This is a genomic window from Streptomyces sp. NPDC050548 (assembly GCF_044457385.1).
GTDB lineage: Bacteria > Actinomycetota > Actinomycetes > Streptomycetales > Streptomycetaceae > Streptomyces.
In genome coordinates this window covers 648,853-672,365 of sequence record NZ_JBITGV010000002.1, presented here as the reverse complement: position 1 = coordinate 672,365, position 23,513 = coordinate 648,853, and the positions used below count along the sequence as shown (strand labels likewise).

Annotated in this window: 22 protein-coding genes; 16 read left to right on the top strand and 6 right to left on the bottom strand. The window is 70.8% G+C overall.

Annotated features, from left to right (window positions below; all coding sequences use genetic code 11):
* Positions 1 to 44 precede the first annotated feature (44 nt).
* The 7 genes from ACIBJH_RS08915 to araD all read left to right on the top strand — a co-directional run bounded on the left by ACIBJH_RS08915 (position 45) and on the right by araD (position 10,013).
* On the top strand, positions 45 to 962 hold the full coding sequence (locus tag ACIBJH_RS08915; RefSeq protein WP_019068007.1) for an ABC transporter permease subunit: 918 nt from the start codon (positions 45 to 47) through the stop codon (positions 960 to 962).
* Complete coding sequence (locus ACIBJH_RS08910) at positions 959 to 1,885, top strand: carbohydrate ABC transporter permease (RefSeq protein ID WP_399116148.1); 927 nt, start codon at positions 959 to 961, stop codon at positions 1,883 to 1,885. The genes ACIBJH_RS08915 and ACIBJH_RS08910 overlap by 4 nt, the downstream gene beginning before the upstream one ends.
* Positions 1,886 to 1,935: 50 nt before the next feature.
* Positions 1,936 to 4,092, top strand: a complete 2,157-nt coding sequence (locus ACIBJH_RS08905; protein ID WP_399116147.1) for a beta-galactosidase — start codon at positions 1,936 to 1,938, stop codon at positions 4,090 to 4,092.
* A gap of 23 nt (positions 4,093 to 4,115) precedes the next feature.
* On the top strand, positions 4,116 to 5,921 hold the full coding sequence (locus ACIBJH_RS08900) for an RICIN domain-containing protein (RefSeq protein WP_399116146.1): 1,806 nt from the start codon (positions 4,116 to 4,118) through the stop codon (positions 5,919 to 5,921).
* 85 nt (positions 5,922 to 6,006) lie between these two features.
* Complete coding sequence (gene araB / locus ACIBJH_RS08895) at positions 6,007 to 7,686, top strand: ribulokinase (RefSeq protein ID WP_399116145.1); 1,680 nt, start codon at positions 6,007 to 6,009, stop codon at positions 7,684 to 7,686.
* Between the two features lie 46 nt (positions 7,687 to 7,732).
* On the top strand, positions 7,733 to 9,250 hold the full coding sequence (gene araA / locus ACIBJH_RS08890; RefSeq protein ID WP_399116144.1) for an L-arabinose isomerase: 1,518 nt from the start codon (positions 7,733 to 7,735) through the stop codon (positions 9,248 to 9,250).
* Positions 9,251 to 9,287: 37 nt separating this feature from the next.
* A complete protein-coding gene (gene araD, locus ACIBJH_RS08885; protein ID WP_399116143.1) occupies positions 9,288 to 10,013 on the top strand; it encodes an L-ribulose-5-phosphate 4-epimerase AraD in 726 nt (241 codons plus the stop codon).
* Positions 10,014 to 10,042: 29 nt separating this feature from the next.
* Here araD and ACIBJH_RS08880 read toward each other — a convergent pair whose 3' ends face one another.
* Positions 10,043 to 10,411, bottom strand: a complete 369-nt coding sequence (locus ACIBJH_RS08880) for a signal peptidase I (protein WP_399116142.1) — start codon at positions 10,409 to 10,411, stop codon at positions 10,043 to 10,045.
* A 26-nt stretch (positions 10,412 to 10,437) separates the two neighbouring features.
* A complete protein-coding gene (locus ACIBJH_RS08875) occupies positions 10,438 to 11,049 on the bottom strand; it encodes a DUF6461 domain-containing protein (RefSeq protein WP_399116141.1) in 612 nt (203 codons plus the stop codon).
* A gap of 215 nt (positions 11,050 to 11,264) precedes the next feature.
* Here ACIBJH_RS08875 and ACIBJH_RS08870 point away from each other — a divergent pair, with 215 nt between their 5' ends.
* The gene (locus ACIBJH_RS08870; protein ID WP_399116386.1) at positions 11,265 to 12,443 is read left to right on the top strand and encodes a serine/threonine-protein kinase; all 1,179 of its coding nucleotides are present in this window, start codon (positions 11,265 to 11,267) and stop codon (positions 12,441 to 12,443) included.
* A 21-nt stretch (positions 12,444 to 12,464) separates the two neighbouring features.
* Here the strand turns inward: ACIBJH_RS08870 and ACIBJH_RS08865 are convergent, their stop codons facing one another.
* Positions 12,465 to 13,097, bottom strand: coding sequence for a hypothetical protein (locus ACIBJH_RS08865; RefSeq protein WP_399116140.1), 633 nt, complete (start codon positions 13,095 to 13,097; stop codon positions 12,465 to 12,467).
* 430 nt (positions 13,098 to 13,527) lie between these two features.
* Between ACIBJH_RS08865 and ACIBJH_RS08860 the strand changes: the two genes are divergently transcribed.
* The 6 genes from ACIBJH_RS08860 to ACIBJH_RS08835 all read left to right on the top strand — a co-directional run bounded on the left by ACIBJH_RS08860 (position 13,528) and on the right by ACIBJH_RS08835 (position 16,544).
* Complete coding sequence (locus tag ACIBJH_RS08860; protein ID WP_399116139.1) at positions 13,528 to 13,866, top strand: hypothetical protein; 339 nt, start codon at positions 13,528 to 13,530, stop codon at positions 13,864 to 13,866.
* On the top strand, positions 13,863 to 14,642 hold the full coding sequence (locus tag ACIBJH_RS08855) for a thioesterase II family protein (RefSeq protein WP_399116138.1): 780 nt from the start codon (positions 13,863 to 13,865) through the stop codon (positions 14,640 to 14,642). Before ACIBJH_RS08860 ends, ACIBJH_RS08855 begins: the two co-directional genes overlap by 4 nt.
* 143 nt (positions 14,643 to 14,785) lie before the next feature.
* On the top strand, positions 14,786 to 15,007 hold the full coding sequence (locus ACIBJH_RS08850) for a hypothetical protein (protein ID WP_399116137.1): 222 nt from the start codon (positions 14,786 to 14,788) through the stop codon (positions 15,005 to 15,007).
* Positions 15,004 to 15,465 (top strand): transposase, encoded by a 462-nt coding sequence (locus tag ACIBJH_RS08845; protein WP_399116136.1) that lies wholly within the window; start codon positions 15,004 to 15,006, stop codon positions 15,463 to 15,465. The genes ACIBJH_RS08850 and ACIBJH_RS08845 overlap by 4 nt, the downstream gene beginning before the upstream one ends.
* Before the next feature lie 120 nt (positions 15,466 to 15,585).
* Positions 15,586 to 16,191: a DUF6232 family protein gene (locus tag ACIBJH_RS08840; RefSeq protein ID WP_399116135.1), complete on the top strand. Its 606-nt coding sequence runs from the start codon at positions 15,586 to 15,588 to the stop codon at positions 16,189 to 16,191.
* Complete coding sequence (locus ACIBJH_RS08835) at positions 16,188 to 16,544, top strand: hypothetical protein (protein ID WP_399116134.1); 357 nt, start codon at positions 16,188 to 16,190, stop codon at positions 16,542 to 16,544. Before ACIBJH_RS08840 ends, ACIBJH_RS08835 begins: the two co-directional genes overlap by 4 nt.
* Positions 16,545 to 16,586: 42 nt before the next feature.
* Here ACIBJH_RS08835 and ACIBJH_RS08830 read toward each other — a convergent pair whose 3' ends face one another.
* A complete protein-coding gene (locus ACIBJH_RS08830; protein ID WP_399116133.1) occupies positions 16,587 to 17,243 on the bottom strand; it encodes a GNAT family N-acetyltransferase in 657 nt (218 codons plus the stop codon).
* A gap of 99 nt (positions 17,244 to 17,342) precedes the next feature.
* Positions 17,343 to 18,617: a multidrug effflux MFS transporter gene (locus ACIBJH_RS08825; RefSeq protein WP_399116132.1), complete on the bottom strand. Its 1,275-nt coding sequence runs from the start codon at positions 18,615 to 18,617 to the stop codon at positions 17,343 to 17,345.
* A gap of 98 nt (positions 18,618 to 18,715) precedes the next feature.
* Between ACIBJH_RS08825 and ACIBJH_RS08820 the strand changes: the two genes are divergently transcribed.
* Positions 18,716 to 19,210 (top strand): MarR family winged helix-turn-helix transcriptional regulator, encoded by a 495-nt coding sequence (locus ACIBJH_RS08820; RefSeq protein ID WP_399116131.1) that lies wholly within the window; start codon positions 18,716 to 18,718, stop codon positions 19,208 to 19,210.
* Positions 19,211 to 19,227: 17 nt separating this feature from the next.
* On the opposite strand, the gene ACIBJH_RS08815 is transcribed toward ACIBJH_RS08820, so the two are convergent.
* On the bottom strand, positions 19,228 to 20,403 hold the full coding sequence (locus ACIBJH_RS08815) for a cytochrome P450 (protein WP_399116130.1): 1,176 nt from the start codon (positions 20,401 to 20,403) through the stop codon (positions 19,228 to 19,230).
* Positions 20,404 to 20,909: 506 nt separating this feature from the next.
* Between ACIBJH_RS08815 and ACIBJH_RS08810 the strand changes: the two genes are divergently transcribed.
* A complete protein-coding gene (locus ACIBJH_RS08810) occupies positions 20,910 to 23,453 on the top strand; it encodes a SpoIIE family protein phosphatase (RefSeq protein WP_399116129.1) in 2,544 nt (847 codons plus the stop codon).
* The last annotated feature ends 60 nt before the right edge of the window (positions 23,454 to 23,513 follow it).

Sequence of the window (23,513 nt, the reverse complement as noted above, 5' to 3'; positions counted from 1 at the left end):
GCGGGATCCGGTCCCCGGCACACCCCACCCCTCAGAAAGGCCCGATGATGACTGCCACAACCGCGGCCTCCCCCAAGGGCCGGCGCGGCGGCGCGCGCCGCCGCCGGTCGGCAGGGCCACTGTTCGTCGCACCCTTCATGGCGCTGTTCCTGCTGCTCTTCCTCGCCCCGCTCGGCTACGCCGCCTATCTGAGCCTCTTCCAGGAACGGCTCATCGGCGGAACGGCGTTCGTCGGCCTGGACAACTACGTCCGGGCCCTGGGCGACCCCCAGCTCATCCACGGTGTCGTACGCGTCGCCCTGTTCTTCGTGATCCAGGTCCCGTTGATGCTGCTGCTGGCGCTGCTGTTCGCGCTCGCCCTCGACAGCGGGCTGCTGCGGTTCGCCAAGGTGATCCGGCTCGGCATCTTCGTCCCGTACGCCGTGCCGAGCGTGGTCGCCGCGCTCATGTGGGGCTATCTGTACGGACCGGACTTCGGCCCGTTCGCGCAGCTGAGCCACGACCTGCATCTGCCGGCCCCGGCCTTCCTCAGCGACGGCTGGATGCTCGGGAGCCTGTCGAACATCGTGACCTGGGAGTTCGTCGGCTACAACATGATCATCCTGTACGCCGCGCTGCGCACCATTCCCGAGGAGCTGTACGAGGCGGCCGCGATGGACGGCGCGGGCGCCTGGCGCATCGCCTGGTCCATCAAACTGCCCGCCCTGCGGCCCGCGTTGATGCTCACCCTGCTGTTCTCGGTGATCGGCAGCTTCCAACTCTTCAACGAGCCGAAGCTGTTGATGAGCATCGCCCCGGACGTGATCAGCAGCTCCTACACCGCCAACCTCTACGCCTACACGCTCGCGTTCACCGGACAGCAGGTCAACTACGCGGCCACGGTGTCCTTCCTCCTCGGCCTCGTCATCGTGATCGTCTCTTATGCCGTCCTGCTCACCGCCAACCGCAGGAGGACATCATGACGACCACCCTTCCCACGGCCGAGCTGGCTCCGCCGGCGAAGCGGGCTCCGGCCGCCGTGCGCAAGCGGGGCAGGAAGCGGCACAGCACCCCGCTGACGATCGCCATGCTGGCCGTCCTGGCGTACTTCCTGCTGCCGCTGCTGTGGCTGCTGGTCGCCTCGACCAAGAGCACCCAGGACCTCTTCAACACCTTCGGCCTGTGGTTCTCGCACGCCCCGCAGCTGCTGGCGAACATCAGGGCCACCTTCACCCAGGACGACGGCGTCTTCGTGCACTGGCTGCTCAACACGGTCATGTACGCGGGTGTCAGCTCGGTCGGCGCCGCGCTGCTCGCGGCGGCCGGCGGCTACGGCTTCGCCAAGTTCCGCTTCCGCGGCGACCGGGTGGCGTTCAATCTCGTCGTGGGCGCGGTGATGGTTCCGGCCACCGCGCTGGCGATCCCGACCTATCTGCTGTTCGCCAAGGCGGGCCTGGTCAACACCCCCTGGGCCGTCATCCTGCCGTCCCTGGTCAACCCGTTCGGCCTCTATCTGATGCGGGTGTACGCCGAGGACGCCGTGCCCGACAGCATCCTGGAGGCCGCCCGGATCGACGGCGCCGGCGAGGCGCGGATCTTCTTCCGGATCGTCCTGAGGCTGCTCGGTCCCGGTCTCGTGACCGTCCTGCTGTTCACGCTGGTGGCGACCTGGAACAACTACTTCCTGCCGCTGATCATGCTCAACAACCCGAATCTGTACCCCGTCACCGTCGGCCTCTCCTCCTGGGCGGCGCAGGCCCAGAACGGCGGGGCGGGCTCCAGCAGCGACATGCTCGCCCTGGTGGTGACCGGCTCCCTGATCTCGATCGTCCCGCTGGTCGTGGCGTTCCTGATGCTCCAGCGGTACTGGCAGAGCGGCCTGGCGTCCGGCGGCGTCAAGCAGTAGCGCGTCCGCGTCCCTCGTACCACTTCCCGTTTCCCCGGAGGTTTCCCCCCATGGCGGCTCTGCCTGCCCGTGTCCTGTTCGGTGCCGCGTACTACCACGAGTACACGCCCGCCTACGGCTCCCTCGCGCGGCCCGACGAACAGCTCAAGACCGACCTGGACCTGATGGCCGAGGCGCACTTCACCGTGATCCGGGTCGGCGAGTCGGTCTGGTCGACCTGGGAGCCGGAGAACGGCCGCTTCGAACTCGACTGGCTGCAACCGGTGTTGGACGGCGCCCACGAGCGGGGCATCTCCGTCGTCCTCGGCACCCCGACCTACGCCACCCCCCAGTGGCTGGTCCGCCTGTACCCGGAGATCACCGCCGAGTACGCCACCGGGCAGCGGCTCGGCTGGGGCGCCCGCCAGGAGATCGACTTCACCCACCCCGCGTTCCGTTTCCACGCGGAGCGGCTCATCCGCAGGATGGTCGCCCGGTACGCCGACCACCCGGCGGTCATCGGCTGGCAGGTGGACAACGAGCCGGGCCTGCACCTCCTCCACAACAACGGTGTCTTCCAGCGCTTCGTGGACCATCTGCGGGAGAAGTACGGCGACGTCGAGACCCTCAACCGCGAATGGGGACTGGTCTATTGGTCCCACCGCCTGTCCACCTGGGCCGACCTGTGGACCCCGGACGGCAACGAGCAGCCTCAATACGACGTCGCCTGGCGGGAGTTCCAGGCCCGCCAGGTCACCGAGTTCATCGGCTGGCAGGCCGACCTCGTCCGCGAGTACACGCGGCCCGGCCAGTTCGTCACCACCTGCATCTCGTACACCCGCCAGGGAGTCGAGGACGACGAGCTGTCGGACCGCCTCGACGTCGCCTCCGGCAACCCGTACTACGACATGCAGGACGGCCTCCTCCTTCCCGACCCCACCCCCGACGACCACGAGCAGCAGTGGAAGACCACCGGGGTCTGGTCGATGTACCAGACCGCCGACTGGATGTTCTCCTCGCGCCAGGAGCCGTTCCTCGTCACCGAGACCAACGCCCAGAGCATCGGTTTCGCGTGGGACAACCGGCCCGGCTACGACGGCCAGTGGCGTCAGGCCGCCTGGGCGCATGTCGCGCGCGGGGCCCGGATGATCGAGTACTGGCAGTGGCAGACGCTGCGTTTCGGCGCGGAGACCTACTGGGGCGGAGTCCTTCCGCACAGCGGCCGGCCCGGCCGTACGTATGCCGAAATCGCCCGGCTCGGCGCGGAGTTCGACACCGCGGGCGCACTCGTCGCCGGTCTCGAACCGGACGCGGACATCACGATGGTCTACTCGATGCCGAGCAAGTGGCTGATGCAGAAGTACCCGCCGCTCGCGAACGCCGACGGCGAACCGGACGCCGCCGCCTACCACCGGTTCTTCGACCCCTTCTACCGTGGCGCCTTCGACGCGGGCCGCCAGGTGCGCATCGTGCACGCCCGCCAGCTGCACGATCCGCGCGGCGAGCGGGACGGCATGACACCGCAAGAGGCCGTGGAACGCCATCCGGTTCTCGTCGCCCCGGCCCTGTATGTCGTCGACGACTCCACGCTCGACTGGCTGGAGGCGTACGCCCACGCCGGCGGCCACCTGGTCCTCGGCCCGCGCACCGGCTACGCCGACCACGAGGCACGGGCCCGCCACCAACCGGCCCCCGGACGGCTCGTCGCGGCGGCGGGCGTGCAGTACGACGAGTTCGGCAACCTCACTCAGGACGTACCGGTGCGCGCGGTGCCCGGTGGACCGTTCCAGATACCCGCAACCGCCCATGCCACACGGTGGATCGAAGGCCTCACCGCCGTGGACGCCGAGGTCCTCGCCGCCTACGAGCACCCGCACTACGGCCGCTGGCCCGCGGTGACCACCCGCAGCCACGGCGCGGGCCGGATCACCTGCGTCGGCACGGCGCCGGACCGCGATCTCGCCCGGGCCCTGGCCGAGTGGCTGTCCCCGGCCGCGACCAGCGGCTGGCAGCACCTTCCCCCGACCGTCACCGCGACCACCGGGACCGCACCCGACGGCCGCCGTGTCCACATCGTCCACAACTGGAGCTGGGAGCCCACGAGCGTCCCCGCCCCGGCGGACCTCACCGACGCCCTGACCGGTGATGCGGTCGTCACCGGCACGGCCCTGAACCTCGGCGCCTGGGACGTACGCGTCCTCGTCTCCGACACAGCCAACCGATCGTGAACCAACTCCCCTGAGGAGGGGCCATGCAGAGAAGACGGCTTGGACGAGCCCTCGGAACCCTAGCTGCCACATCCGCGATCCTCGCCATCCCCATGGCCAGTGCGCAGGCGTACAACCCGACGGGCGGGACTCTCTACCAGCTCGGCAGTGACGCGTGCCTGAAGGGGCGCGGCAACTGCGCGGTCTATCCGAAGTCGGCGCAGCTGCCGAGCGGCCGGCTCGTCGCGTCCTTCGAGAAGTCGACCGTCGTGCCGGCGTCGGGCACCGCCGACGGACAGACCCTCCCGGTCTACAAGAGCGACGACGAGGGCACGAGCTGGCAGCCGTTGTCGGAGGTCAAGGCTCCGGCGTATCTCTCCAAGGATCCCCGGTACGCGAAGTACACGAGCAACTGGACCAACCCCTACCTCTACGTCCTTCCGCAGAAGGTCGGCAGCCTCAAGAAGGGCACACTGCTGCTGGCGAGTGTCGTGTCGGGCGACGACTACTACTACAAGGAGCAGAAGGCGGCCGACCCCAACTGGACGCCGAACAACGACGGGGACCGCAAGGACCTGGCGATCGCCCTGTATTCGAGCGGCGACGAGGGCAGGACCTGGAAGGTGGTCAACGTCATCGCCACCGGTGGGTGGCAGGGCGGCAGCGCGGGCGCCATCGGCCGGAACGTCGCGACCGCCAACACGGACAAGCAGGTCGACCCCCTGTGGGAGCCGTACCTGATGGTCTACAAGGGCAAGCTCGTCTGCTACTACTCCGACGAGAACGACTACACGGGCTTCGACCCGGTCACCGGTGTCGCGACGCTCGACCCCGCCAATGACACCGCCACCGACTCGCACGGCCAGATCCTCGTCCACAAGACCTGGGACGGCAGCGACGGCAAGTGGAGCAGCCCGGTCGTCGACATCTCCGGTGCCGTCCAGGACATGGGGGGCGGCAAGACGGAGATCGGTGGCGGCCGGCCCGGCATGACCAATGTCGTCCCCACCACGGACGGCCGGTGGATGCTGACGTTCGAGTACTGGGGCGGCGGGGCCAACACCCGGTACGTGATCGCCGACGACCCGCTGAAGTTCTTCCGCGGCACCCAGACCGGCATGTCCGTCGGCTCGCTGCCCGTGGTCGCGGGTTCCCGCCCGCTCCCGGGCGGCGGCAGCCCGGTGATCGTCCGGCTCCCCGACGGACGCCTGGTGTACAACGCGGCGGGCAGCGGCGACGTCTGGGTCAACAAGAGCGGGCGCAGCGACGGAGTGTGGACGGAGTACCAGACGACCTCGCCGGCCGGCTACAGCCGCAATCTCCAGTACGTCGACGGCACCGGCCGCGTCGCGATCCTCAACAACCAGGGCACGTCCACGATCGCCTACGCCGAGGTCGACCTCGGGCACTCGGACGGTGCCTACTACAAGCTGGTCAACCGCAAGACCGGCCAGGTGATCGGCACCGGCAACAGGACCAACGACGCCAACCTCGGCAACGCGAACGTGCCCGACGTGGTCCTGGAGGACGCCGGCGCGGCGGCCGACCCGGACACCGAGTACTGGCACGTGGTGACCGAACCGAACGGCGGCACGACCCTCCTCAACAAGTCCGGCGGCAGGGCGGCCGCCATCTGGACGGGCAACGCCACGGCCGGCCAGAAGATCGGCCAGTGGGTCGACAACAGCTCCACCGGCAGCTGGAACCTCGTCAAGAACAGCGACGGGTTCTACACACTGCAGTCCGTGAAGAACACGAGCCTGTACCTGACCGGCGCGACCGCCGGAGCGCAACTCACCCTGCAGACCGCGCTCACGGACGGCTCGCAGGACTGGAAGCTCGTCCAGTAGGCCCCGCCCGAGACCGGGCCTGGTCTCCATGGGCCAGGCCCGCCAGGGCACACCGAATCACCGATCAGCAGAAGGACGGCCGGTTGTGAACGCACCCCACGAGGACCGCGCAGGCCTCGACACCTACGTCATCGGAGTCGACTACGGCACGCTGTCCGGCCGCGCCGTGGTGGTCCGGGTCGCCGACGGCGCCGAACTGGCCGCCGCCGAGCACCCGTACACCCACGCCGTCCTCGACCGGCAGCTCCCCGACGGCACCCCGCTGCCGCCCGACTGGGCGCTCCAGGTCCCCGCCGACTACATCGACGTGCTGCGCATCGCCGTACCCGAGGCACTGGCCCTTTCCGGCGTACGACCGGACCAAGTCGTCGGTATCGGCACGGACTTCACCGCCTGTACGGTCCTGCCGGTTCTCGCCGACGGCACGCCTCTGTGCGAACTGCCCGAGTTCGCCGGCCACCCGCACGCCTACGTCAAGCTCTGGCGCCATCACGCCGCGCAGGCCCAGGCCGACCGCATCACCGAGCTGGCCGACGCCCGCAAGGAGCCCTGGCTCAAGCGCTACGGCGGGAAGATCTCCTCGGAGTGGGAGTTCGCCAAGGCCCTGCAACTGCTCGAAGAGGACCCGGAACTCTACGAGTTGACCGAGCGCTGGATCGAGGCCGCCGACTGGATCGTCTGGCGACTCAGCGGCACCTACGTCCGCAACGCGTGCACCGCCGGGTACAAGGGCCAACTCCAGGACGGCAATTACCCCTCCAGCGACTACCTGGCCGCGCTCAACCCCGACTTCGCCGGCTTCGTCATCGACAAGCTGGACCAGCCCATCGGCCAACTCGGCGACCGGGCAGGCGGGTTGACGGCCGAGGCGGCGGCCTGGACGGGCCTGCCCGAGGGCATCGCCGTGTGCGTCGGGAACGTCGACGCCCATGTGACCGCCCCCGCGGCCACCGCCGTGGAGCCGGGCCGGATGGTCGCCATCATGGGCACCTCCACCTGCCATGTCATGAGCAGCGACCAGTGGGCCGAAGTGCCGGGCATGTGCGGGGTCGTCCAGGGCGGCATCCTGCCGGGACTGTGGGGATACGAGGCCGGACAGAGCGGCGTCGGGGACATCTTCGGCTGGTTCGTGCGCACCGGCTTCCCGGCCTCGTACGCCGAGGAGGCCGCCGCGCTCGGCCGTGACCCGCACGAGCACCTCACCGCGCTGGCCGCCGAACAGCGGGTGGGCGAGCACGGGTTGCTCGCCCTGGACTGGCAGAGCGGCAACCGCAGCGTGCTCGTCGACCACGACCTCAGCGGTGTCGTGGTGGGCCTGACGCTGTCCACCCGGCCCGAGGACGTCTACCGGGCGCTGCTGGAGGCCACCGCCTTCGGCACCCGCACCATCATCGAGGCGTTCGAGACCTCCGGAGTACCGGTCCGTGAACTCATCGTCGCGGGCGGCCTGATGAAGAACCCGCTGCTGATGCAGATCTACGCCGACGTCACCCGCCTGCCGCTCGGTGTCATCGACTCGGCGCAGGGCCCCGCGCTCGGTGCGGCGATGCACGCGGCGGTCGCGGCCGGCGCGCACGCGGACATCCGGGCCGCCTCCCACGCCATGGCCAAGGCCCGGCCCGCCGTCTATCGGCCAGACCCCGAGCGGGCCGCCGCCTACGACCGGCTGTACGCCGAATACCGCCTCCTGCACGACTACTTCGGCCGGGGCGCCAACGAGGTCATGCACCGGCTGCGCCGCCTCCGCACCGAGGCCTCCGCCTGAGCGCCACGCCTCGCCCGGTGGTCAACTCCCTTTGAAAGGAACCCTCATGGACACCACAGCCTCCCCCTACCCGGACCAGGAGATCTGGTTTCTCACCGGCAGCCAGGGCCTGTACGGCGACGACATCCTGCACCAGGTCGCCGAGCAGTCCCGCAGCATCGCCGAGATCCTCGGCGGCCCCGGGAAGATCCCGGTCAGGATCGTGTGGAAGCCGGTCCTCACCGACGCCGACGCGATCCGCCGGCTCTGCCAGGAGGCCAGCTCCTCCGACACCTGCGTGGGCGTGATCGTGTGGATGCACACCTTCTCGCCGGCCAAGATGTGGATCGCCGGACTCAGCGCCCTGGACCGGCCGTTGCTGCATCTGCACACCCAGTACAACCTGTCGCTGCCCTGGCCCAGCATCGACATGGACTTCATGAACCTCAACCAAGCGGCCCACGGTGACCGGGAGTTCGGACACATCGAGTCCCGGCTCGGCATCGACCGCAAGGTCGTCGCCGGTCACGCCACCGACCCCAGGGTCGTCCAGCGCGTCGCGGCCTGGGCCCGGGCCGCCGTCGGCCGCCACGCCTCGCGCACCCTGCGGCTGGCCCGCTTCGGCGACAACATGCGGGACGTCGCCGTGACCGAGGGCGACAAGGTCGAGGCCCAACTGCGGTTCGGCTACTCGGTGAACACCTACGCCGTGAACGACCTGGTGACCGTCGTCGATCAGGTCGAGGACAAGGAGGCCGCCCAACTCGCCGCCGAATACGTCGAGTTGTACGACGTCGTGCCAGCCCTGCGCCCCGGCGGCATCCGCCACGACTCCCTCGTCTACGCGGCCCGCCAGGAGATCGGGCTGCGCGCCTTCCTCACCGAGGGCGGCTTCACCGCCTTCACCACCAACTTCGAAGACCTGGGCGGGCTGCGCCAGTTGCCCGGTCTCGCGGTCCAGCGCCTGATGGCCGACGGCTACGGCTTCGGCGGCGAGGGCGACTGGAAGACCTCGGCGCTGCTGCGCACGATGAAGGTCATGGGCACCGGCAAGCCGGGCGGCACCTCGTTCATGGAGGACTACACCTACCACCTGGGCCCCGGCACCCCGCGCATCCTGGGCGCCCACATGCTGGAGGTCTGCCCCTCGATCGCCGCCGACCGCCCCAGCTGCGAGATCCACCCGCTGTCCATCGGCGGCCGTGAGGACCCGGTCCGCCTCGTCTTCAACGCGGCCCCCGGCCCCGCCGTCGTCGTCGGCCTCTCCGATCTCGGCGACCGCTTCCGGCTCACCGCCAACACGGTCGACGTCGTCACCCCCAGCGAGCCCCTGCACCGGCTGCCGGTCGCCCGGGCCGTGTGGAAGCCGCGGCCCTCGCTCGCGGAGTCCGCCGAGAGCTGGCTGCTGGCCGGTGCCCCGCACCACACCGTGCTCAGTTCCGCCGTCGACACCGAGACCCTGACCGACTACGCCGCCATGGCCGGCGTGGAGCTGCTCACCATCGACGAGACCACCAGCACCGGGCAGTTCACCAAGGAGATCCGCTGGAACGCCGCCTACCACCGGCTCGCCCAGGCCCTCTGAGACCCGTGATCCCGATCGATCTGCAAGGAGACGACCGATGACCGCACGACTCCGTGACGGCCTGCGGCAAGAGGTGCTGGACGCCAACCTGACCATCCCCCAGGTCGGTCTCGCGACGCTGACCTGGGGCAATGTGAGTGGCGTCGACCGCGAGGCGGGCGTGTTCGTCATCAAGCCCTCGGGGGTGCCCTACGAGGACCTGGCCCTCGACCACCTGGTGACCGTCCGGCTGTCCGACGGCAAGGTCGTCGGCGGTGATCTTCGGCCCTCCACCGACACCGAGACCCACCGCTGCCTCTACCTGGCCTTCCCCTCCATCGGCGGGGTCACCCACACCCACTCCACCCACGCGGTGGCCTTCGCCCAGGCCCGCCGGGACATCCCGGTCCTGGGCACCACCCACGCCGACACCTTCAACGGGCCCGTCCCCTGCACCCCGGACCTCACCGCCGACCAGTGCGCGAAGGACTACGAGTACAACACCGGCAAGGTCATCGTCGACCTGCTGGCCGGCGACGACCGCAGGGCCGCCGAGGTCCCGGCCGCGCTCGTCGCCAACCACGGCCCCTTCACCTGGGGCGCCACCGCCCGCAAGTCCCTGGAACACGCCATCATCTGCGAGGCCGTGGCCGAGATGGCCATCAATACCCTGGCGCTCTCCCCCACCGCCCCGCCGCCTCCGCATCTCCTGGCCCGCCACTACACCCGCAAACACGGCCCCGACGCCTACTACGGAAATCCGGCCCCCGAACCCGCCGCCTGACGAACCCCGGTGCCGGCCATTCCTCTTCGCTATTCCGGTGTCACCGCATAACCGGACACCGACGGCCAGCGAACCGTCACCAACACGGATTCCTCTTCCGCGAACCAGGAATGGTCGACTCCGGGACCCCACACGACGTAATCCCCCTGCTGCTCCAGAAGAACGCTGCGCTCCGGGAATTCCACCCGGAACCGGCCGCTGACGAGCACCAGAAGAGCGGTCCGCTCGTCGCCCCTCACCCACTCCAGCCGTTCGTCGCCCTGTGGATGGATGCCCCACTTGACCTCTACGGCGTCGGTGTGGCGAGGGTCGTCGGCTTCCTTGAAATGCCCGAGGAGCCATCCCCGGTCCAATGGCGCATCCTTGCCCGCATTTCCCACATATATATTTCCGCTCATACCTCCGAACCTTACCAGCCGCCATTTCACTCAGGCATATCGGCCACGTGATATTCGGTCGATGTCAGCAGTTCCGCGGCCACCCGGACTCCGGTGAGACGCTCGGCCAGTGCGAACACGGCGGCTTTGCGATCGGCACGGGAGATCTCTTCGTCCGTGAGGCCGAGACCGACCTCGCATATCAAGGAATTGAGTTCGTCCGGGGTGCTGCCGACTCGAACCCTGGGCCATTCGAAATGAGTGCGCAACTCCCCGTTCTCGTACCAGTGGAAGAATTCAATGGGCTTCCCGCTGTTGCTCGAATGGGAGACAGCACGGGTCCCGGCCGAGAGGGCTTCCATGAATCCGGGCGGCCACGAATCCCGGCCGAGGGCCAGGGCGAGGGTCCAATCGCCTTCCTCGCTCGGGACCGCGCATGCTCCCACGAGAACGTAGAGGCCGTCGTCCTCGTCGTGTTGCTCGATCAGTTCGTCGATCCCTTCGCACAAGCCCGTCGGCTCGGCTCCCGCCAGGGCGAGGAGCCGCGCGGGGGACACTCCCCGCACCAGAACCAGGATGTACCCGCTCTCCAGCGCATAGCGGAAGGGGGACGTCGTGGAACGTATCCAGCCGTAGTCGGCCGCGGTGGCTGTGGTCATGGAGCGCATGCCGCCGGCCGCCACTGACACCGGGCCCGGTCCGATCGGACCGGTCGGACCGGTCGGACCGGTCGCCGATCCCCGATCGTGGGCGAACACCCCCGACCCGCCAGTAGGGTAGGGAAGCCGCGGCCTCCCCACCAACACCCGTCCCCGCAAAGGGACATGGGCCGTAGCGGTCGAGTCGGTCTCACTGCGTGAGGATGAAACAACAGGTGCTGATAGCGGGCCGGTACCGGCTGCACGTCGCCATCGGACGTGGCGCGATGGGCGAGGTCTGGCAGGCGTACGACGAGGTGGGCGGCAGACCCGTGGCCGTCAAACTCCTGCACGCCCAGAACTCCGAACCCACCGCCGCCGCCCGCTTCCGCCTGGAGGCGCAGACCGCGGGCCGGCTCAGCCATCCCCATGTGGTCGGTGTCCTCGACTTCGGCGAGCAGGAGGGCCGGCTGTTCCTGGTGATGGAGCTGGTCCAGGGCGACAGCCTCTCCCATGTGCTCGCCCAGGCGGGATCCCTGCCGGCCGAGCAGGTGGCCCGCATCGCCGCCCACTCGGCCGCCGGGATGGCCGCCGCGCACGAACAAGGCATCGTGCACCGGGACATCAAGCCGGGCAATCTGCTCCTCGACGCCGACGGGTCCGTGAAGATCGCCGACTTCGGGATCGCGCAGTTCATGAACGACCCCGGTGGCGCGCTCACCGCGACCGGCCAGATCGTCGGGACGAGCCTGTACATCGCCCCCGAGCGTGCGCTCGGCCAGCCCGCCGGACCGCCGTCCGACGTCTACTCGCTCGGCTGCGTGCTCTACCAACTCCTCGTCGGACAGCCGCCGTTCCGCGCCGGCAGCGCCATCGCGGTACTCCATCAGCACCTCGACACGCCCCCCGTACCGCCACGGGAGCTGGGCGTCGGACTGCCGCCCGCCTTCGAGAACTATCTGCTCGGGCTGCTCGCCAAGCGGCCCGAGGACCGCCCCACGGCGGGTCAGGCGGCCAACTGGTTCGCCACGGGCGCCTGGAAAGGGCTCGCCGAGCCGCTCCCCGCAGCCGCGCCGCAGCCCGAGCCGGTGCCCCGTGCGGCCTACCGGGAGTCGCTCGGCGAGCCCAGGGCGAACACGGCTTCCGGGTCCGTGACCACGTACGCCTTCCCGACCTCCACCGCCAGCACCGCTCCGGCCCACCGGACGCGGCGCCGGCCGCGCGAGGGGGTCCGCTCCGCCGCCGGACGCCGGTCGCCGGTACCGCGGACCTCGCGCACATCGCGGACGGTGGTCATGGTCGCCGCCGTGCTGATCTTCCTCGGGGCGCTGCTGGTCGGCGTGGCGTTGTTCTCCCCCGACCACAGCTCGGCGGACACACCGGCGACGAACCCGCCCAGCGCCACCAGCCCCTGACAGCCGACCGGCCCGTACGAGTCAGCGCGCGGGCCGGTTGTCCTGTTCGAGCAGTCCCGGTTCCTCGATGCAGTCGAGCAGGAACGGCACCAACCCCCATTCCAGCAGGGCGAGTTCCCACTCTTCCTGTATCCAGCCGCCCTCGGCCGCTTCCTCGCCGGAGGACGTGTCGTCCGCGCCCGGGCGATCGTGGGCCGGTGCCTTCCACGACCAGACGAGGTCGCCGACGATCGCCCCGGCGGCCACGGCGCCGACGATCAGCCCGGCCGTCATCACGCCGTCGCCGACGTAGGGCCGCCCGACAAAGGCACGGAAGGCAAAGCCGAGCGCCAACAGCGCGACCGCGACGACGGCCACGAAGACGAGTGCGGCCATCAGCCAGCCGCCGCCCAGCTTCCCGGTCCCGGCCGGGGAACCGGTGTCGCCACGAGCGTCCTGTCGGCCGCCGGCCTCCACGTACTCGCGGTACTCGGCCGCGGCCGCCTCGGCGATCGCGGCCCGCTCCAGGAGCGCGCGCTTGCGCAGGCACTCGCGGTCGGGCTGCCCGCAGGACCGGCCCAGCGCCTCCCTGACCCGCCCGGAATCCAGCGCCCGGCACAGGAGCCGTTCGAAAGCCGAGCCGACGTCCGGCCCTGAATGCCCTGGATCCCGCATGGCTCTCCCCCGATGAATCAGTGCCCGCGGCAGCGGGAGCCGACCGCGTGCGTGAGCGGTCAGGGGAGGAGAGTGTAGTGGCTCCGGCTTACGGGACAGTGAGAGGGACGTCCGACCTGGGGAGACGGGCTCCTCCTCGCGCGGCGGGCTGCCCGCGACCACCGCGCGGCGGACCGCGAACGGCTGGTCGATCCGGGGGCGGAAGCGGTACGTCACCGGTGCGGAGGGCCTCAGCTACTTCCTGGTGTGGGCCGCGACGGACGAACCCTCGCCCAGGGTGGGCAACTTCATCGTTGCTCCTGCTGTCGTCCGCCATCTACCTCGGCGTGGCCCGCGCTGGGCCGCCCGTTGGCCACCACGGGCCGGTACAAGCGGGTGGCGGGCGAGATCGAGACCCTGCTCACCCACCGCCCAGCAGCTGATCTTCTCCGTGGCGGACCGGGTGGACCGCGGCGACCCGGTCAGCGGTGTCGACGCGCCGGCCGCCAAGGTCGTGGTCGTCCGCCATCTCAGCACCGCCGTCCACACCGGGCTGCAGCTGGCCGAACTCCAGCGGGAGTTGGGCGTGGCGCTGCTGTTCATCTCGCACGACCTGGGTGTCATCCACCATGTCAGCGACCGGGTGATCGTGATGAAGGACGGACGGCTGGTCGAGACCGGTAACGTGGGACAGCTCTTCGACCGTCCGGCCCACCCGCACCCCCGCGAACTGCTCGCCGCACCGCCCCGGCCCGACCGGAGCCAGGAAGGACAGGGATCACCCGCATGACGACGGACGCGCACACCAACCTGTGGATACGACGGTTCCATCCCGCCCCGGAGGCGACCGCCCGTCTGGTGTGCTTCCCGCACGCCGGGGGGTCGGCCGGCTTCTACTTCGCGCTCTCCGGGCTGCTCCACCCTCAGGTGGAGGTGCTGGCCGTGCAGTACCCGGGGCGTCAGGAGCGCCGGGCGGAGCCGCAGGTCGAGGACATCGAGACGCTGGCCGGTTCGATCGCCGAGGTGCTCGCGCCCTGGTGGGGGGAGCCGCCCGCGTTCTTCGGGCACAGCATGGGCGCGGTGGTGGCGTACGAGACGGCCCGTCGGCTGGTGGCCTCGACGGGCTCGGGTCCGGCCGCGCTGTTCGTGTCCGGCAGACGAGCGCCGTCCACCACGCGTGAGGAACGGCTGCATCTCGCCGACGACCAGGCTCTCGTGGCGGAGATCGTCCGGCAGGGCGGGACTCCGCCCGAGGTGTTGAGCGAGCCCGGGCTGATCGAGTTGATCCTGCCGACCCTGCGCGGCGACTACCGGGCCGTCGAGCGCTACCGGCACCGGCCGCCCACCCCGGCCGAGGCAGCGCTCAAGGCCCCGGTCACCGTGCTGGTGGGTACCGAGGATCCGAAGGTGACGGCGGCGGAGGCACGGGCCTGGGAGCGCCACACCGACGGTCCCACCGAGGTGCTGACCTTCGGCGGCGGCCACTTCTTCCTCACCGAACACCAGGAACGTATCGGCGAGTTGATCCGTGCGCGGCTGCTTCCGGGCGCCGCGTCCGCACCGTAGCGGAACGGATTCCCGTCGTTCTTCGCTGCCCGGATGGACGTCACCGACGGCGTTGACGTCCGAGCTGCCTACTACGCCACTGCGACGTGTGGGATGTGTGGGATGTGGAGTCTGCCGCGCTTCTGGTTGAACGTGAGAACCAGATGACGCGACTGCGAGAGCTGCTGGCCGACTGTCTCGCCGGACGTGGGAGCGTGACCGCCGTGAGCGGCCCGGTCGCCAGCGGGAAGACCGAACTCCTGCATTTCTTCGGCGCGTTCGCGGGCAGCGCGGGTGCGGCGGTGCTGACCGCGACGGCCCGTCGCTCGGAGCGGGACATCACGCTGGGGGGTGTTGGATGCCGCAGGCGCCTCCGATCCGCATGAGCGCCCACGCCCGTCCGGGCGCGGATCCGACCCTGGTCATGAACGTCGTCGAGGCGGTCCGTTCGCTGCTCGTCGAACTGGACTCGTCCCGTGCCGAGACCCGACCGGACCCGGCCGAGCATCCCGACCCGCCGTCCGGTGACCTCACCGACGACGAGTGGAGAGCGGTGGAGCCGTTGCCTCCGCTCGGGGAGCGGGGCCCGTACCCGGAAGCTCTGCGCAGGCAGTTCGACGGCGTGATGTGGCGGTTCCGCACCGGCAGCCCGTGGCGCAACATGCCCTCGCGCTACGGGGCTTGGCAGACGGTCCATCACCGCTTCCGCCAGCGGGCGCTGGCCGGAACCTTCCAGGTGCTCACGGCGGCGGCCACCGAGTCGATCGCACGGGAGCCGGCCGCCCTGGAGAGGGCCGCCGACGAGGAACGGCGCCTGCGCGACAGAGTCGCGACGCACCCGTGAGGATATTCGTGGCAGCGATCAACTCTCCACAACAGCAACACAGTTGACCCCGGATATCGACTTGCACAGGTGGCCACTTGGAGTAGTTAATGATCGCCTGTCAGTGATTCCAGGGGACTCGTGGAGAGAACCGAAGCGTCCGGCTTCCCGGACGTCCCGCCGCCGCCCACCACCCCGCCGCGGGCCTCGGGCACGGTCGAACTGCGGGTCGGCAAGCGGCTGTTGTGGGTCGGCGATGTCGCCTACCCGCTGGAGAACATCGCCAGGGTGCACACGTACATGCTGACGCCGAGGCGCTGGGAGGCCACGAGGCACTTCCTGAGGCGTATCGGGCTCATCCTGTCGGTGGCGTTCGCACTGACGATCCTCGGCGGCATCACCGGGCTGGCCGGCCAGGACACGGCGGGCAAGCTCGTCATGTGGATGTGGCTCGGCGCGTCGGCCACGCTGCTCTTCTGTGCGGCGGAATGGCTCCAGGTGGTGACGGCGGCGCCGCTGTACGTCCTGGCCGTAGAGACGTCCGGCCCGCCCATGGCCGTGGTGACGAGCCCGGACCCGCGCCGGCTCGACCAGCTGGTGGGTTCCATCGTGCACGCGATCGAGCACCCTGAGACGGAGTTCCACGTCACGGTGGACCGTCTCATGGTCAACCCGAAGAACTACTACTTCGGCGACAACGTCAACATGTACGGCGGCATCGGCAACGTGGGAGTGGACCACGCATGAGCGGCGACAACTTCTACTTCGGGGACAACGTGACCATGCACGGCGGCACCGGGAACACCGGCATCGTCAAGCACCAGGCACCGACCGGCCCGCCCTCCGTCGACCCCGCCCTCCAGGCCGCCGTCGAGGAACTGCGCCGACTGGTCGAAACCCTGCGTGAGCAGATCCCGGCCGCGAGCGCGCAGACCATCGACGACGCCCTGCCGGCCCTCACCACGGACCCGGGCGCCGCCCCCCAGGAGCGGCACCGCGCGCTGATGGCCGTCGCGGGAATCGCGGCGACGGTCGGCGCGGTGGGCCAGCCGGCGCTGGAGGCGGTGAACCGGATCCTGGGGCTGCTCGGCGGTCAGTAGCCCCGGACAACCGGGGAGACCCGAGCCGCCTCTCCCCTCCGGTCAGGCCACGACCGGGCCCGGGCCCCGCACCGCGCTGGTCAGCGGGGCCAGGACGCGCCATCCCACTGTCTCGTACAGGCCCCGGCCCTCCAGCGTCGCGCCCAGCACGCCGACCGCGGCCCCCTGTCCGGCCGCGGCGTCGGCGAGTGTGCCCATCACCAGGCGCCCCAGGCCGCGACGTCGGTGGGCCGGGTCGGTCTCCACCTGGTCGACAACGGCCGTGAAGCCCGTGGCGGCGATCTGACCGCGCGCGGCGAAGGCGCCGTCCGCGGTGCGCACCAGGGCGCGGGTCACACCCGCGCGGTTCCAGGTGCGCAGCCGGTATCCGTCAGGGACCTCGGCAGGGGAAACGCGCAGTGGCCCGGACATCAGGAAACTGGGACCACCTGACACGGACCAGCCGGAGGCCAGCCAGGGGGTGAGCGTCTCCGGTGGCACGAACGCCTTCAGCCAGACGTCCGGAGCGGTGGCGCTCTCGGTGATCTTGCGGACGGTCGCCTCGTCGGCGGTGGTCAGGACGTGGCGCATGACGTGCTGGGACAGGCCGACATCGATGGTGAACCCCCAGGGGCGGGGCTCCGGTTCGGCCGCGCCACGCGAGACGGCCCAGCCTTCGGCCCATGCTTCTACGGCTTCGGCCGTGTTCCTGAAAGACAAGGCCCCTCCCCACGTAAGCAACACTTCCCTATGTCACCTATTACATCAGAGGTGAGGACGACAGGGCAGTCCGCCTCGTGCGGCGCAGGATGCCGTCCACTACCCCGCCGTCGGCTCCCCCCGCCCTTCCCAAGGCCTGGCCATCCCCAGCAGCGCGACTCCCGCCGCCGCCACGGCGATCAGCATGATCACCGCCATCGGCAGCGAACCGTCCTCCCCGAACAGTCCGACCAGCGGCGCCGCGAGGGCGCCGAACAGGAACTGCAGTCCGCCGAGGAGAGCGGAGGCCGCGCCGGGGGCAGCACGACCGAGGGCCTGGCCGATGCTGAGGGTGGACGGGAAGACCATGCCGATGCCGCCGGCCGTGACGAACAGGCTGATCCAGGTACCGGCGAGGGTCTCCCCCACGGTCAGCACCAGCACGACCTGCATGAGGGCACCGACCCCGGCGACACCAACGGCCACCACGAGAAGGGTGTTCAGCCGTACCCGTCCGGCCAGTTGGGAGAAGGTCGCGCCGGCGATCAGCATGGCGACGGCGTTGCTCGCGAAGATGAGGGAGTACGTCGTGGCCGACACTCCGTGCAGGTTCTCGAAGACGAAGCTGGAGCCGCTGATGTAGGCGAACAGCGCCGCCGAGACGAACGCGAGGACGAGGACGTACCCCATGAACGTACGGCGGCCGAGCAGCGCGCCCATCGCGCGGAAGGTCTGCGCCATCCCGCCCGCGTGCCGTCGCTCCGGCGGCAGGGTCTCCGGGACCTTGCGGAGGACGCCGAGCAGCAACAGGCCGCCCATCACGGTGAGTACGACGAACACCGCGCGCCAGGTCGACACGGCCAGGACCGCCCCGCCGAGGACCGGTGCGGCGACCGGCGCGACGCCCATGATCTGGGAGAGCACCGCGAAGTAGCGCGGCAGTTCGGCACCGTGGAAGCGGTCGGTGAGCACGGCACGCGCCAGCACCATGCCGGCCGCGCCCGCCAGGCCCTGGAGGAACCGGGCGCCGGCGAGCAGGCCGACGTTGGGTGCGAGGGCGCAGGCGACGGAGAAGACGGTGAACGCGGCCGTCCCGGACAGCAGCAGTCCGCGGCGGCCGCGGCTGTCGCTGATCGGGCCGATGAGCAGTTGTCCGACGACGAGTCCGGCCAGGAACGCGGTCATCGTCAGCTGTACGGCCGAGCTGCTCGCGCCGAGCGCGTCCCCCATGGCGGGGAAACCGGGGACGTACATGTCGGTCGCGAGCGGGGCGACGGCGGTGAGCGCGGCGAGGACGGCGACCAGGGCGACGGCGGCGCGCCGCGAGGGGTCGGTGGAGTCGGCCGGTGCGGCGGGGTGCACGGCGGCGGGACGGGAGGGGGACGGCGATACCATGACCGTAACGGTAACCGATGGTTCACCGGTTAACAATGATGGGTCCCGCAAGCCCCGATCGACGTCCCCGCAGCCCCGGAAGCGAGAAGACGAGCCGCATGTCCCTTTCCCCCCTCTACGTCCGCACACAGTGGACCGAGCACAACCCCGGCCTCGACACCTCCCCCATGGAGCTGATCAGCCTGCTCAAGCACGCCGCCGGGCTGCTGAACCGGGCGGTGGAGCCCCTCTACGCGGGCGCCGAACTCACCGCCCCCGAGGTCGACATGCTGGTCCCGCTGCGCCACGCCACCGAACCCGTGATCGCCCGCCGACTCGCCGAGTGGCTGGGCCTGTCCCGTGCCGGGGTCAGCAAGGCTCTGGGCAAGCTGGAGAAGCGCGGCTTCATCGCCCGTACCCCCAATCCGGCCGACCGGCGGGCCGCACTGGTGACCATCACGCCGGCCGGAGCCAAGGCGGTGGACAACCTGTTCCCCCGCCAACTCGCCGCCGAAGTACAGCTGTTGGCAGGCCTGGGCGAGAACCGGGGCCAGGTGCTGAACGCGCTGGAGCACCTCGTGGAGGCCATGGAGCGCCAAGTGGGCCGCGAGTGAAGGAACCTGGCGGACCGTCAGATCGAGGCGCCCCACCGCACATGAAGTGTCGGCGGCTTGCGGAAGACCAGTCCGTGCGGGGCCGTCGGGCGGTCCGGGTCGAGGCGCAGGGACGGGAGGCGGTCGAGCAGGTGCTGGAGGGCGATACGGGTCTCCAGGCGGGCGAGGTGTGCCGCGAGGCAGTAGTGCGGGCCGTGGGCGAAGGCGAGTTGGAGGCGGGCGTTCTCGCGGCGGACGTCGAAGCGGTCGGGGTCGGGGAAGACCGCCGGGTCGCGGTTGGCGCCGGTGAGGGAGACCGTGACCAGGTCGCCCTCGCGGATCGCGGCCGGGCCGAGGACGGTGTCCCGGGTGGCGTAGCGGTCCACGACGGCCGCGCCGGGTTCGAGGCGCAGTGATTCCTCGATCGCGCCGTCGAGGAGGCCCATGTCGGCGCGGACGAGGGCGAGTTGGTCGGGGTGCCGGAGCAGGTGCAGCAGCGCGTTGGTGATCATCGCTTCGGTGGTCTCGATGCCCCCGAACATCAACACGGCGGCGTTGGAGGCGACTTCAGGCACCGTCAACTGCCCGGCGGCCGAGACAAGGAGTGAGGCCGCGTCCCGGTCGGCGACGGTGGCCTCGACGGCCGCGCGCAGTTCGGCGTAGGCGGCCGTACCGGCGGCTCCCGCCGTGTGCCCGGCGGTGATGTCCGAGACCGAGCGCACGATGGCGTCGTACCAGGAGAGCACGGTGGACGGGGTGGTGCCGGTCAGTCCCAGTGCGTGGGTCACGACGGCGACCGCCAGCGGTCCCGCGAAGTCGCGGCGCAGTTCGCCGGCGCCCGCCGGTCGCAGCTCGGTGACGAGCCGGTCGGTCTCCCGCTCGATGAACGAGGCGAAGCCGTCCCGTACTTCACGCGGGCGGAAGGGCGCGGTGAAGGGTTCGCGGTGGCGTGCGTGTCGCTCCCCGTCGAGGGAGAGCATGCTCGGGCCGACGACCTGGGCGGTGGAGAAGCGGGGGTCGTCCACGGTGAAGGTGGTCGCGTCCCGCATCACGGCGAGGGCGAGGTCGCGCCGGGTCACCAGCCAGCCGTCCAACTCGGGCAGCCACGACACGGGTTCACTCTCGCGGAGCCGCGCCAGCCGTGGGTGCGGGTCGCGGGCGAGTTCGGCGAGCGTGGTCCCGGCGCCGAGCGGGTAGGCGGCGACCGTACTCATCGCGCTCCAGGTCGGGGCAGAGGGAAACTGGCCATGGCCGAGGCTAACAATCCAGGCACGGCCGGCCGCGGGTGGGGCCGCACGGCGAGGTAGCCGTCACCACATGCCACCTCCCGCTCACCGTGTGTTCCGCCACCCCGCCCGTCACCGCCGACGAATACGGGCAACAGATCGAATTCGCCCCGCGAAGGGCGGAGTTTGCGCCATCCTGAACGCCACGGGACGCGGACCCGGTCACAGAAGCACGTCGGGCCTCAACTCCTTTGTCCCGACTGCTCACTCGACGCGCCGGTCCGGCCTCCTCAGCCCGACCCGACGAGACCGCACCACGCCCTGCACCCGACACCGACACTTGAGTCACTCTTGATCACTTCATCAGACCCCTACGGACCGGCGATACCCGTGCCTCTCCAGCCCATCCCGTCCGCCCAGGTGACCCCGGCCCCGTCCTGGCGCATTCTTGCTGTGTCACCCACCCGGCGCCACAGGGACGAGGTAGAGCCCCGATGACTGGGAGTGCCCAGCGCGAGAAGGGGACGCCCGGACGGCTCGCCGAGCTGCTCATCGACGCCTCGACGGAGGCGATCGACGCGGCCGGCGGCCACTCCGGGGGCGTCTACCTGCGGTCGAGCACGCCCGGACTGCTGCGTCTCGCCGTGCTGGCGGGACTGCCCGGGCCGCTGTTCCGCCCCTGGAACCGGCTGAGCGTCGACAACAAGTTCCCCGTCGCGGACGCCTTCCGGCTCGGCGTCCAGGTGGTCCTGCCGAACGCCGCGGAGTGCATGCGCCGCTACCCCCAGTTCGCCGCGAGTCTGCCCTTCCAGTTCGGCTCGCAGTACGTGCCGGTCATCAGCGGGTCGACGACGTACGGCGTGCTCACCGTGTTGCGGCCGTCCGCCGCGGACACCACCGAGGTGCTGTCCGGCCTGGACCGCATGACACGGCTGGCCGAGGAGCTGGGCGCGGCGCTGCGGGACCTGGAGGACGAGCACAAGGACGAGGACGGGTCGTGCGTCGCCTGGGACGGCGAGCCGGTGTGCGTCCGGACGGCGGCCACGCACCGCCCCGAGGGCCGGATGGCCCGCTTCGTGTGGGACCCGGCGACGGCCGTCGTGACCGGGGACGGCGCTCTGCACACCCTGCTGGGCGTCGGGCCCGGCGAGTCCCCCGGCACCGCCCGGGCCATCGCGGACGCCCTGGCCCCGGGCGACGCGTACCAGGTCATGGCGGCGCTGCGGGCGACGGCCGCCGGGAATCCCCCGCCGCTGCCCCTGCGGGTGCGGGCGGCGGACGGCTCGGTCCGGCTGCTGGACCTGTGGACGCCGGCCACCGGCCCCGCCCCGCCCGGCGGCGGACATCCGGTCAGCGGTGTCGTCCTGGACCCGGGCCCTGCCCCGGTCGCCGACAGCGCGGCCGATCTGCTGCCGGACGGCGTGTTCTGCCTGGACCGGCTGGGGCTGGTCACCTATGCCAATCCGCGCGCCGCCCAGCTGCTGGGCAGCCCTCGCGAGGAGCTGCTCGGGCGCCCGCTGTGGGAGGGCGTGCCCTGGCTGAACCAGATCGGCTGCGAGGACCAGCTGCGCGGCGCCCTGCTGTCGCTGGGGTCGGTGAACTTCCACGTCCGGCGTCCGGAGGGGCAGAAGCAGCCGCCGGAGCCGTACGAGGGCGACTGGCTGGCTCTGGCGGTCCATCCGGGCCACGACCAGCTGACCTGCACGGTCGCGCCGTCGACCCGGGTGTCGGGCCCGCCGATCCCGCTGGTTCCGGTGCACCCCGAGGGCGCCGACGCGCCGGGGAACGGCGTCACCTCGCTCGCCCCGCTGTACCGGCCGATCGTGCTGGCCATCGCGCTGACGGAGGCGGTCACCGCCCGTCAGGTGTCGGCGGTGGTCATGAAGGAGCTGCTGCCGGCGTTCGGCGGCCGGCGCCTCGCGATCTATCTGCTGCAGGAGCGCCATCTGTACCTGGCCTGGGAGACCGGCTTCCCGCAGGGTTTCCTCGCCCCCTTCGACGGGGTCGGACTCGACGCCCGACTGCCCGGTGTCGAGACCCTCACGACCGGACGCCCGCTCTTCTTCGACTCCATGCAGCAGCTCGCGGAGGCCTACCCGGGCATCCCGCTGGACGCGGAGGAGGGCGCCCGCGCGTTCCTGCCGCTGATCGCGTCCGGGCGCCCGGTCGGTTCGGCCATCCTGGGCTTCGACCGGTCCCGCAGCTTCAGTTCCGAGGAGCGCGCGGTGCTCACCGCCCTCGCCGGACTGATCGCCCACGCGATGGAGAAGGCCCAGCGCTACGACTCGGAGGCCGCCCTCGCCCGCGGCCTCCAGCAGGCCCTGCTCCCCCGCAGGCTGTCGGCCCACCCGCAGGTGGAGACCGCGGGCCGCTATCTGCCGGGCACCCAGGGCATGGAGGTGGGCGGCGACTGGTACGACGTCGTCGAGTCCGGCGACGGTCTGGCCCTGGTGATCGGCGACGTCCAGGGACACGGCGTCCAGGCAGCCGCCACCATGGGTCAACTCCGCAGCGCGGTAAGGGCGTTCGCGCTCGGCGACCGGCCGCCCGACGAGGTGATGAGCGGCACCAACCATCTGCTCATCGACCTCGACCCCGGCCAGTTCGCGAGCTGCTGCTACCTCCGTCTCGACCCGGCGAGCGGACTGGTCCAGGTCGCCAGGGCCGGGCATCCGCCGCCGCTGATCCGTACCCCGGACGGCCGAACCCGGGTCTGGGACATCCCCGGGGGCGTCGTACTCGGGGTGGACCCGCACGCGCAGTACCCCGTGGCGGAACTCCAGCTGGAGCCCGACTCCATCCTGGCGCTCTACACCGACGGCCTCGTCGAGCGGCCCGGCGTCGACATCGACGACGGCATCGCCGCCCTGCGGGTCGCCCTCGCGAAGGCGGGCGGGCCCGCCGCACGGCCGGGCGGGCGTTCCCTGGCCGGTGTCGCCGACCGGCTCACCACGGCCGCCCGGCACGCGGCCGACCGCCCCGACGACATCGCGCTGCTGCTCGCGGCCCGGCGCGCCAAGCCCGGCAGGCACCCTTGATCCCGTTTCGACCCCGGCCCGTCACCGGGTGTGACGCCCCTCGCCTCCTGAGGTCGGGCA

Coding starts and splice junctions, on each gene's coding strand:
- ACIBJH_RS08915 (WP_019068007.1), top strand. CDS start 45: ATGATGACTGCCACAACCGCGGCCTCCCCCAAGGGCCGGCGCGGCGGC.
- ACIBJH_RS08910 (WP_399116148.1), top strand. CDS start 959: ATGACGACCACCCTTCCCACGGCCGAGCTGGCTCCGCCGGCGAAGCGG.
- ACIBJH_RS08905 (WP_399116147.1), top strand. CDS start 1,936: ATGGCGGCTCTGCCTGCCCGTGTCCTGTTCGGTGCCGCGTACTACCAC.
- ACIBJH_RS08900 (WP_399116146.1), top strand. CDS start 4,116: ATGCAGAGAAGACGGCTTGGACGAGCCCTCGGAACCCTAGCTGCCACA.
- araA (WP_399116144.1), top strand. CDS start 7,733: ATGGACACCACAGCCTCCCCCTACCCGGACCAGGAGATCTGGTTTCTC.
- araD (WP_399116143.1), top strand. CDS start 9,288: ATGACCGCACGACTCCGTGACGGCCTGCGGCAAGAGGTGCTGGACGCC.
- ACIBJH_RS08880 (WP_399116142.1), bottom strand. CDS start 10,411: ATGAGCGGAAATATATATGTGGGAAATGCGGGCAAGGATGCGCCATTG.
- ACIBJH_RS08875 (WP_399116141.1), bottom strand. CDS start 11,049: ATGACCACAGCCACCGCGGCCGACTACGGCTGGATACGTTCCACGACG.
- ACIBJH_RS08865 (WP_399116140.1), bottom strand. CDS start 13,097: ATGCGGGATCCAGGGCATTCAGGGCCGGACGTCGGCTCGGCTTTCGAA.
- ACIBJH_RS08855 (WP_399116138.1), top strand. CDS start 13,863: ATGACGACGGACGCGCACACCAACCTGTGGATACGACGGTTCCATCCC.
- ACIBJH_RS08850 (WP_399116137.1), top strand. CDS start 14,786: ATGACGCGACTGCGAGAGCTGCTGGCCGACTGTCTCGCCGGACGTGGG.
- ACIBJH_RS08845 (WP_399116136.1), top strand. CDS start 15,004: ATGAGCGCCCACGCCCGTCCGGGCGCGGATCCGACCCTGGTCATGAAC.
- ACIBJH_RS08835 (WP_399116134.1), top strand. CDS start 16,188: ATGAGCGGCGACAACTTCTACTTCGGGGACAACGTGACCATGCACGGC.
- ACIBJH_RS08825 (WP_399116132.1), bottom strand. CDS start 18,617: ATGGTATCGCCGTCCCCCTCCCGTCCCGCCGCCGTGCACCCCGCCGCA.
- ACIBJH_RS08820 (WP_399116131.1), top strand. CDS start 18,716: ATGTCCCTTTCCCCCCTCTACGTCCGCACACAGTGGACCGAGCACAAC.
- ACIBJH_RS08815 (WP_399116130.1), bottom strand. CDS start 20,403: ATGAGTACGGTCGCCGCCTACCCGCTCGGCGCCGGGACCACGCTCGCC.
- ACIBJH_RS08810 (WP_399116129.1), top strand. CDS start 20,910: ATGACTGGGAGTGCCCAGCGCGAGAAGGGGACGCCCGGACGGCTCGCC.